The organism is Rhodococcus sp. WS1 (genome assembly GCF_003797745.1).
GTDB lineage: Bacteria > Actinomycetota > Actinomycetes > Mycobacteriales > Mycobacteriaceae > Rhodococcus_F > Rhodococcus_F erythropolis.
On the sequence record NZ_RKLZ01000002.1, the window covers coordinates 1305384 to 1314368 of the forward strand.

General features: G+C 62.3%; 10 protein-coding genes. 6 read left to right on the forward strand and 4 right to left on the reverse strand.

Going from position 1 to position 8985, the window contains the following annotated elements; all coding sequences use genetic code 11:
* Positions 1-2: 2 nt before the first annotated feature.
* The gene (locus EEB12_RS18655) at positions 3-446 is read right to left on the reverse strand and encodes a winged helix-turn-helix transcriptional regulator (RefSeq protein WP_075834550.1); all 444 of its coding nucleotides are present in this window, start codon (positions 444-446) and stop codon (positions 3-5) included.
* A gap of 117 nt (positions 447-563) precedes the next feature.
* Here EEB12_RS18655 and EEB12_RS18660 point away from each other — a divergent pair, with 117 nt between their 5' ends.
* Positions 564-968 (forward strand): PaaI family thioesterase, encoded by a 405-nt coding sequence (locus EEB12_RS18660; protein WP_003940256.1) that lies wholly within the window; start codon positions 564-566, stop codon positions 966-968.
* Position 969: 1 nt separating this feature from the next.
* Here the strand turns inward: EEB12_RS18660 and EEB12_RS18665 are convergent, their stop codons facing one another.
* Complete coding sequence (locus tag EEB12_RS18665; protein ID WP_003940222.1) at positions 970-1485, reverse strand: MarR family winged helix-turn-helix transcriptional regulator; 516 nt, start codon at positions 1483-1485, stop codon at positions 970-972.
* A 58-nt stretch (positions 1486-1543) separates the two neighbouring features.
* Between EEB12_RS18665 and EEB12_RS18670 the strand changes: the two genes are divergently transcribed.
* A complete protein-coding gene (locus tag EEB12_RS18670) occupies positions 1544-2977 on the forward strand; it encodes an FUSC family protein (RefSeq protein WP_054781336.1) in 1434 nt (477 codons plus the stop codon).
* Positions 2978-3035: 58 nt separating this feature from the next.
* Complete coding sequence (locus EEB12_RS18675) at positions 3036-3635, forward strand: TetR/AcrR family transcriptional regulator (protein ID WP_030536496.1); 600 nt, start codon at positions 3036-3038, stop codon at positions 3633-3635.
* Positions 3636-3656: 21 nt separating this feature from the next.
* Here the strand turns inward: EEB12_RS18675 and EEB12_RS18680 are convergent, their stop codons facing one another.
* Positions 3657-4097, reverse strand: coding sequence for a VOC family protein (locus tag EEB12_RS18680; RefSeq protein WP_003940268.1), 441 nt, complete (start codon positions 4095-4097; stop codon positions 3657-3659).
* Between the two features lie 175 nt (positions 4098-4272).
* Here EEB12_RS18680 and EEB12_RS18685 point away from each other — a divergent pair, with 175 nt between their 5' ends.
* Positions 4273-5436, forward strand: coding sequence for an alpha/beta hydrolase family protein (locus EEB12_RS18685; protein ID WP_007729711.1), 1164 nt, complete (start codon positions 4273-4275; stop codon positions 5434-5436).
* Between the two features lie 64 nt (positions 5437-5500).
* On the opposite strand, the gene EEB12_RS18690 is transcribed toward EEB12_RS18685, so the two are convergent.
* A complete protein-coding gene (locus tag EEB12_RS18690) occupies positions 5501-6232 on the reverse strand; it encodes a TetR/AcrR family transcriptional regulator (RefSeq protein ID WP_141488290.1) in 732 nt (243 codons plus the stop codon).
* Positions 6233-6516: 284 nt separating this feature from the next.
* On the opposite strand from EEB12_RS18690, the gene EEB12_RS18695 reads away from it, so the two are divergent.
* Both EEB12_RS18695 and EEB12_RS18700 read left to right on the forward strand, forming a co-directional pair.
* A complete protein-coding gene (locus EEB12_RS18695) occupies positions 6517-7401 on the forward strand; it encodes an ABC transporter substrate-binding protein (RefSeq protein ID WP_258537254.1) in 885 nt (294 codons plus the stop codon).
* The gene (locus EEB12_RS18700; RefSeq protein ID WP_141488292.1) at positions 7398-8975 is read left to right on the forward strand and encodes a multicopper oxidase family protein; all 1578 of its coding nucleotides are present in this window, start codon (positions 7398-7400) and stop codon (positions 8973-8975) included. The genes EEB12_RS18695 and EEB12_RS18700 overlap by 4 nt, the downstream gene beginning before the upstream one ends.
* Positions 8976-8985 lie beyond the last annotated feature (10 nt).

Consider the following 8985-nt stretch of genomic DNA (forward strand, 5'->3'; position numbering starts at 1 on the left):
CGCTATCGAGTAGGCGGCGAGAGTTCGACTACATGCGCGTCTTTGGCGGCCAGCGGCTCTTTGCAGTGCGCGCACACAACTTGGGCGTGCAGGATCTCACCGCAACGGTGTTCGACGACGGTTGGCGGTGGACCCGTCGTCGCAAAGGCGTCCCCCCATTCCATGAGCGCCATCAGAATGGGATAGAGCGCCTTCCCTGATTCGGTGGCGACGTATTCGTAGCGCGGTGGATGGTCTTCGTAGCGTCGCTTCGTGAGGACGTCGGCGTCGACAAGGGTGCGTAGACGCGCGGCGAGGATGTCGCGGCTCGCACCCGTGCCCGCGGCGATCTCGTCGAACCGTCGTTGCCCGAGGGCGATTTCTCTGAGCACCAACAGTGACCACTTCTCGCCGACGACCTCCAAGGCGTTGGCGATGGAGCAGTTGCGTCCTTTTGTCGCCGTCATCTCTGGGCCCCTGTTAGTTGGAAATGTTAGTTGGGAATTCCAACTTAGCACTTGACGGCATGTATTCGAGGGCGGAAGGTAGGTCGAGAAATCCAACGGAGCAGATGAGGGGTCGTCATGACGGAATTGAATCTCGAGGCAGCAAGCGGATTTGTCAGCGCTGCCGGATTGCAACTGGACGAGGTGTCCGGCACGAAGGTTGTCGGGCACATCGATCTGTCCGAGGAGCATCACACGCCGTGGGGCGTAGTCCACGGCGGTGTCTACACGACCGCCGTCGAGTCCGCCGCGAGCATCGGGGCCAGCACTGCAGTGGCGGACCGTGGCGAATTTGCCGTCGGAGTGCACAACGGAACGGATTTCCTGCGGGCGCGTACGGGTGGGCGCGTGGACGTCGTGGCTGTGCCGATACAGCAGGGCCGGGTTCAGCAGTTGTGGTCGGTGGTCATCACCGATCCGGAATCGGGCAAAGAGGTGGCGCGCGGTCAGGTGCGTTTGCAGAACGTGCCGCTGCCGAAGTAGGTCAGTCCCAGATCCCCGAGTCGATGTTGAGTGAGATGCGTTTGAGCAGTGCCGTCAGTTGGGCACGTTCGTCCTCGTCGAGTCCGGTGAGTACTTGACGGTCTCGCTCGACGCGTCGGGGAAACTCTGCCTCGACCAATGCGCGACCGGCATCGGTGAGTTGAAGCAGAACCACTCGTCCGTCGTGTTCGAAGCGCTGACGCTCGACAAAGCCCAGCTTGGCCAGGCGGTCTGCGTGTTTTGTGGTGGCGGCGCCGCTGACCATCGTGACGGCGGTGACTTCGCTCGCCCGCAGGGGACGGTCACTGCGAGCGAGTGCACTCATCACGTCGAATTCGGCGCGAGAGACCCCGCTGGACGCCAGTGCGCGGTCGAGCTGGTGAAGAGACTGCGCGTTGATGCGGGCGATCCGGCCCATCACTTCGACGGGGGCGGTGTCGAACTCCGGGTAGGCGCGCTTCCATTCGCGACGGACTTTGTCGATGAAGTCGTCTTCGGATCTGTTCGCCGCGCCCATGGCCCCATCTTAGCGACAGATTTCACATTACTTCACAAGTAATTTACTAGTGAAATAAATGTATGCTGGGTGGGTGACCCGAACCGAAACCGCAGCCAGGACGCCCAGCCGTCTCACTCATTCGAGTGAGGCCATTGCACATACCGTCTCCGGGGCGACGTGGCGAGCGGCTTTTCGTATCGGATCCGCGGACGCGACCATCGCCCCGGCGATCAGAGTCGGACTCGCCACCGCCGTAGTCCTCGTGGTCGGCGGACTGCTCGGGCAGCGGGAATTGGCCGGCTTCGCGGCCTTGGGTGCGCTGTGTGCCGCGTTCGGCAGGTACGAGCCGTACCCACGGTTGGCCGGCAAGCTGGCAATGGTGGGTGCTGCACTGGTGGTTTCGATTGCCTTCGGCGGCGCCATGGGTGTCGCGGGCGTTCCGATGTGGTTGCAGATCGGCATCCTCTCTTTGCTTGCGGGTGCGTCGTACTGCTTCATGTCGGGCTTCCGGATCACCGGACCAGGGCCCGTCATCCTCGTCTTCGCGGCGACCGGTGCAGCCGGATATGCCTCCAGCGTTGATGATTTGGCGCGGTTGGTCACTGCCGGTGCGCTCGGAGTTCTGGTCGGTTGGGCGGCCGCGATGCTCCCAGCGCTCGTACTGCCGATGGGACCTGCCCGCCTGGCAGTTGCCCGTGCAGTTTCTGCGGTGGGGCGTCTCGAACAGTCCGGCGCAGGCGGAGTGGAACCGGCGCTCGGATCGATTGCCAACGCCCGCTTGGTTATTGCGTCGAGTGGCCGGATCAAGTCGACCGTCGATCACGGACGCGAACTGGTGGCGGTGCTCGACGAAGCAGAAGCGGCAGTTCAGGAGTGGCAGTTGCACGGCGACGCCACCCTGATTCGCAGCATTGCTCGGCACGAGAAGGAGCTTCGGAAGCTCAAGCGTTCCAGCATGATCGAACACGATCTCGCACCGGCAAAGAACCTGGCCGCGCCCGAAGGCTATTTTCTCGAAGGATTGAATCGGCTGTATTCGCGCCCGGTGCGGATGAATGCTCTCCGCATCGTGGCAGCGTCGGCTCTGGCCGGTTGGCTCGCGGCGGGAGCCGGGTTGGAGCATCCGCTCTGGGCGTCGATGGGTGCCATCGCCGCGATGCAGGGGCTGAACTACAAGCAGACCGTCCAGCGTGGGATTCAGCGGTTGGTGGGAAATGTCGGTGGCGCCGTCGTCGCTGCTGCTCTCATCGCATTGACGCTCGGCTACTGGCAAGCGGTTGCCGTGGTCGTGATTCTGCAGACTGCTGCTGAGCTGCTCGTGATCAAGAACTATGCACTGACATCACTGGCCGTCACCCCGATGGCACTGCTCCTCATCGGGTTCAGTGCTCCGATCGGGACCGAAGCGGCAGTGGCTCGCGTCGCGGACACTCTCATCGGCGTGGTGATCGGTGTTGTCGTCGCCGCTGTGACGATCAGTCGATCGGATCGCCACCACGTCACCGTGTAACCGGTACTGCTGTGTTTCCGGTACTGCTGTGTTTCCGGTACTGCGTAGGCTCCTGCAGGTGGAGGACAGCACGCCGGTCGACGGCCGGAAACTGCGTTACCAGCATCGCCGTGCCGAATTGCTCGAGCAGGTAACCGCGTACGTCACGGCGAACGGCGTCGGTGAACTGTCCATGCGGCCATTGGCCAAGGATCTGGGGATCAGTCATGCGACACTCATCCATCATTTCGGTTCGAAGGAACAACTGCTCACTGAAGTAGTTGCCACCCTGCGAGACAGTTCTTCTCTCGACATCTCTTCCGGGACCGACATCGTCGAGATGTTGACGAGTTACTGGAATGGGCGCACATCAGCGGAATCGTTGCCGAACTTTCGCTTGATGTTCGAGATCTACGGACAGGCGTTGTTGCATCCGGAGCGGTATCGCGAGTTTCTCGACCATGTGGTGGGGGACTGGTTGGGTGGTTTGGCGGAAGCTGCGCTCGCGCACGGATGTCCACCCGATCGCGCTGATCGCTACGCGACGATCGTGTTGGCGCAGATTCGCGGGTTGACGCTCGATCTGGTGACCACCGGTGACCGCGTCAGAATCGACGCGGCGTTCGCCGAATTCGCGGCTGCGATGGGCGCTCTGGCCAGCTCCTGGAAGGCGATCTGACGCTCCGAATGCCGTGACGCTTCAGGCGATCTGCTCGAACAGGGACACGATGATCCCTTCAGGCCCCCGGACGTAGGCCATGCGCACGCTGTTCTCGTACTCGCCGATCCCGCCGATGAGTCCGTAACCGTCCGCAGCCACCGCGTCGACCGCAGCCTGGAGATCGCCCACCTCGAAAGACACGTTGCGTATCCCGATCTCGTTGGCCATCGGAGCAGGCGATCCGGGTACGTGCTCGGGCGTGACGAAGGACGAGAGCTCGAGCCGTGATCCTTCGCCCGGCGGGCGCAGCATGGCGATTTCGCACTTGGCTCCAGGGATACCGCAGACGGTTTCCACGAACTCACCCTCCACGGATCCGGTGCCCTCCACCTCGAGACCCAGACCGACGAAGAATGCCGTCGCTGATTCGAGGTCCGCGACGGTGATGCCGATGTGGTCGAAACGCTGTACGTGTGCCATGGACACATCCTCCTACTGTTTCTTCGTGCCGGTTCGATACTGGGTCGGAGTCGGGGCCGGGATCTCGACATGTACGTGTCGCAAAGCTGCAAGATTTTGCTTGACCGATCGGTTAAACAAAATCTACGATAACGTCCAACGAGGTCGCCCACCGCACGAACCGGAGTCGTCAGACGTGAAATTCCAGTCGAAGTCGTTTGCCCGCATATCCATCGCAGCCCTCTGTGCTGCAACGATCGGCTCCGCCGTTGCTGCGCCCATCGCGTCCGCGCAGGCGCCGAGCGCGTCGCAAGCCACCGGCACTGTGGTGTCGAGTGAGCCGCTACCGAAGGATCTGTGGATTCCGGGTACCGCCGACGCCAAGCGATTCACGTACTGGACCATCGGATCCAACGGCGGGCCCGCGCTGAGCAGTGGCGCGTACTACGTCCCGGCCGGCCCGGCACCGGAAGGTGGTTGGCCCGTCATCGCCTGGGCGCACGGCACCACCGGACTCGACGATTCCTGTGCCCCTTCGCTGGTCGGTCCCGGCCTGCCCGAACGTGACTACCCGTACCTGGGGCGCTGGCTCTCGGAGGGCTACGCCGTCGTCGCCACCGACTACGTCGGTCTGGGAACACCAGGGCTGATGCCGTACCTCGACGGAAAGGTGGAGGCGCACAGCGTAGTCGACTCGGTCAAGGCGGCCCGGGTCATCGACTCCTCCATCTCGAATCGTTGGGCAGTGGTCGGACAGTCGCAGGGCGGCGGTGCGGCCATCACGACGGCCCGCTACGCAACCGAGTACGGAGGGGATTCGCTCGACTACCGCGGTGGCGTGGGTACCGGAGTGCCGGCCAACATCGAGTTGACCCTCCTGCCTGCCGGTCCGGGCTTCCCTCCCATCGCCCTCGGCGGCGGGTTGACGTCGTACGCGCTCTACATCCTCGCGGGCTTGCGGGAAGCGCACCCCGAGATCGACTTGAATTCCTACCTGAACGACTTGGGGAGGGAAAAGGTCGACTCGGCCGAAAAGCTCTGCGCCGCAGACCTGGACGAGGCATCCAAGGATCTGGTCCTCGGTGACATCTTCTCCCGCCCGCTCAGTCAGATCCCGAACTTCCAGGGTCTGCTGAACGATTACATGGGTGTACCGACCAGTGGATACGACCGCCCTATCTTTATCGGCCAGGGCCTGCTTGACGTGGATGTCCCTGCACCGTCTGCACTTTCGCTGGTTGCAGCGTTGGTCGCCAACGGTGAACCGGTCACGTTCAAGACCTACAACACCGATCACAGCGGCGCTTTGGTCGAATCACAGGCTGACACGATTCCGTTCGTCGCGAACCTGTTCCGCTAGGCATACCGAGAATCCAGATCATCCGCGGGGTCGCTGTCGCACAAGTGCGACAGCGACCCCGCGGTCATTTCTGTGACTCTTTGATTGCGTCCAGCCGCGCCTCTAGACCGTCGAGGACACGGTCGAGTGTGTAGCGATAGTGTTCTGCCCGTGTTGCTTCCGCAGCATCCGGTGGACCGGCAAATTTCCCGATCAGTGTCTCCATCGATGAACGGGGATCTGAGGGTCCGTCGTTGCTCATGCGTTCCAGCATCGCGCTGTGATCGGGTGAAGGCTGTCCGCTGGGAATGCGCCTGGCGTCGTTCATGGCAATCAGTGTGGTTGTCGAAGTGAAGGCGACGGTGTAAGCCTGAGCGGCTTCTTCCCCGAACCCGGCGGCGGTCAGTGAAGCCAATCCGGCCTCCATGAGTTCCCGGCTGCGCTGGGTGGCAACTCCGTTCATCAGCAGCCACTGTGCCGCGCCTGGACACTCGATCAAGGCCTCTCGCATCTGCAAGAGCAGATGCGTCAGCCATTGACGCCAATCTTCTTGTGCGGATGGCACGTTCACGGCCGACACCGCACTGTCGACCACCGCAGCCGAGAGTGCGTCCCGATCTCCGACGAGTCGATAGACGACGGAGAACGACGTATCGAGTTCGCTGAGCAGCTGCCGCAGCGACCAGCCCTCGACTCCGTGCTCGCGACTGAGCCCGAGCGCCACGGTCAGCACGGCGTCCGCAGTGATCCCGGTGTTGTAACTCCGGCGGCGCTGTGATTTCGCGGCGGACTTCTTGTCAGGTGATGGCGCAGTCATGGTCCGACCGAGCTTAGCGGCGTCGGATCGGGTCGCGTAGTCGACGCAACCGATTGACGGATGAACTTAGGTGAGGTTTACTTGCCAAATCCGAGCAGTGCTCCGATTTGTATCGAACCCCCGATTTTTCGAAGCTGAAGGACATTATGAAGTTGAAAACGCGACCCGGTTACCTATCGAGGCTGGGAGCTTCGCTGCTGGTCAGTGTCGTTGCCCTGACTGCGGCCGCCTGTAGCTCGAGTGAGGCGGGACCGACGACGGAACCTGCCGAGGGAACGCGTGTTGTGTCCCACGAATTCGGTGAGACGTCGGTTCCAGGCGACCTCGGGCGAATTGTTTCCCTCGACGAATACGCCGCACTCGGTCTCCTTGCCGTCGGCATCACCCCTGACGTGGTCTTCACGTCGTGGGGATCGGAGATCGGCCAGGGCATCTTGGCGTCAGCGGGTACCGAGGTGGTCACGGTGCCGCCGCTCGGTGCACCCCCGATCGAGCAGGTCCTCGCCCAGGATCCTGGACTGGTCATCTTCACGTCGATGGGCGATCGGAGCTACTACGACTCCCTTGCGTCGACCGTCCCCACAGTGCCGGTCCCGGCCGTCACAACTCCGTGGCGTGAGAATCTTGCCTTCTTCGGACGCGCTTTTGATCGTCAGTCGGTTGCCGACAAGTTGACTGTCGCTTTGGAAGGCAAGATCGCTGACGTCTCTGCTCGGTCCGGTGGTGAAGCGAACACCGTGTCGGTGTTGATGAGCAGTTCTGGAATCCTTGCCACTACCACCGAGCAGGCGCCGCCGTCGTTGCTGTTGGCGGAGAGCGGCTTCGGGCGTCCGGAATCCCAGCGAGCGAATGCCGCTGGAGGACTGCCGTATGCGCCCCTGTCCGACGAGGCGATCCCGGCGCAGGATGCTCGGATCGTGGCCGTGTTCGACGAGGGCGTGTACGAGTTCGGCAAGGTTGCCGGTGTTCCCGGGTTCTCGAGTCTTTCAGCGGTGCAGGAGAACCGAGTGGCCAAGGTCAACGGAGACATGTGGCTTGCCACTCATCCCTTCGCCACTTTCTGGATGATCGAGGACATGGATGCCATGGCTGCCGGCAATCTGACCGGCACCAGAACCGAAGCTGTTGCCGCGACGCGCTATCAGGAATTCACGGCGCTGACGGCATGAGTTCGAGTGCGTTGAGTCGGCGCCTGGCTCTGCGATGGGGAGCGGTGACTCTCGGCTCTGCGGCTGTGGGTTCTGCGGCTTTGGGCTCTGCGGCTTTGGGTTCTGTGGCACTGAGTGCGTGCAGCCGTGGCTCGGCGAACGAAACCAGTTCTGAGATTTCACCGTTCGACGACGAAGTTCGTGCTGCCGAACAGGCGAGTATTCGTAGCGGGCACACAGTCCAACGGAATCTGACAGCTGCACCGGCTCGGGTGAGTCTGGGCGCCAGAGGGGTGGACACGTGGTCGTACGGTGCAGAAGCGGTGGGTCCGGAGATTCGAATCTCCAAGGGAGACCGGCTCAACGTTCGGTTGCAGAACGACCTTCCGGCGGAGACCTCGGTGCACTGGCACGGCATTGCGATCCGCAACGACATGGACGGTGTCCCACCGGTCACCCAGGAACGAATCCGACCAGGTGCCGAGTTCACCTACGACTTCGTGGCCCCGGATCACGGAACATATTGGTACCACTCCCATTCAGGATTGCAGGCCGATCGAGGGCTATTCGGTGCACTAGTGGTCGAGGACCCGAACGACCGGACCGGAGCCGACGAGGACGTCGTCATCGTGATCGACGACTGGCTCGACGGACTGGGAACAACCCCGGATGCAGTGCTTCGCGCATTGTCACCGGACGTACAGGGAGGACACCACGGGCACGGCGGAGCTCCACCGGAAGTCGATGATGCAGAGATTGATTCTGCCGCAGAACTTCTCGCCAGCGGTCACGGAAATTCCGAGGCGCTCGGTGGAATGGCAACGCACATCACGTATCCACTGCACCTGATCAACGGACGGCCTGTGGAAGATCCCTTTGTCGTCAGTGCAGCGGCCGGAACACGGCTTCGATTGCGGGTGATCAATGCCGGGGCGGAGACTCCGTACCGTTTCTCTGTCGCCGGGCACGAGTTGACCGTTGTCAGTTCTGACGGGCAGGACATCGCCTACACAGCCGGAGACGAGATTCTGATCGCACCCGCGCAGCGATACGACGTATTGGTGACGGTGCAGTCCGGTTCGTGGCCTATCGCCGCGAAGGTGGAAGGAAAGCCAGGTGGCGCCGCGTGCCTGCTTCGGACACCGGATTCGGTAGCGAGCGTCGACCTGACTTCTCCTGCAGTGCTGTCAGGGTCCGGCGGCCGACTCGTTCTGGAACCGACGCTTCGACCGTCGGGCGCGTGGGAACAGCGGGTACCGGATCGTGAGTATTCGGTTGATCTCATCCAGGCCGGGGATCGATACGTCTGGGGAATGGCGGGCACCGATGTGGGTCGGTTGATCATGAAGCAGGGCGAGCGAATACGAATCGTCATGAACAACAACACCGATATGTGGCATCCGATGCACACCCACGGGCACACCTTCTCGGTTCCCTCGTACGGCGGGCTTCGCCGAGACACCGTGATCGTACTTCCGCGTGCACAATTGGCGATCGACTTCGACGCCGACAATCCAGGGCGGTGGATGTTCCACTGTCACAACGCGTACCACTTCGAGGCCGGGATGACTGCCGACCTCCACTACGTTCGATGAGGAGAGCAGA

Bases quoted from the DNA above. Each gene is read 5' to 3' on its own strand.
- EEB12_RS18680 (WP_003940268.1), bottom strand. From the start codon at position 4,097: ATGGCACACGTACAGCGTTTCGACCACATCGGCATCACCGTCGCGGAC.
- EEB12_RS18665 (WP_003940222.1), bottom strand. From the start codon at position 1,485: ATGGGCGCGGCGAACAGATCCGAAGACGACTTCATCGACAAAGTCCGT.
- EEB12_RS18660 (WP_003940256.1), top strand. From the start codon at position 564: ATGACGGAATTGAATCTCGAGGCAGCAAGCGGATTTGTCAGCGCTGCC.
- EEB12_RS18655 (WP_075834550.1), bottom strand. From the start codon at position 446: ATGACGGCGACAAAAGGACGCAACTGCTCCATCGCCAACGCCTTGGAG.
- EEB12_RS18670 (WP_054781336.1), top strand. From the start codon at position 1,544: ATGTATGCTGGGTGGGTGACCCGAACCGAAACCGCAGCCAGGACGCCC.
- EEB12_RS18690 (WP_141488290.1), bottom strand. From the start codon at position 6,232: ATGACTGCGCCATCACCTGACAAGAAGTCCGCCGCGAAATCACAGCGC.
- EEB12_RS18700 (WP_141488292.1), top strand. From the start codon at position 7,398: ATGAGTTCGAGTGCGTTGAGTCGGCGCCTGGCTCTGCGATGGGGAGCG.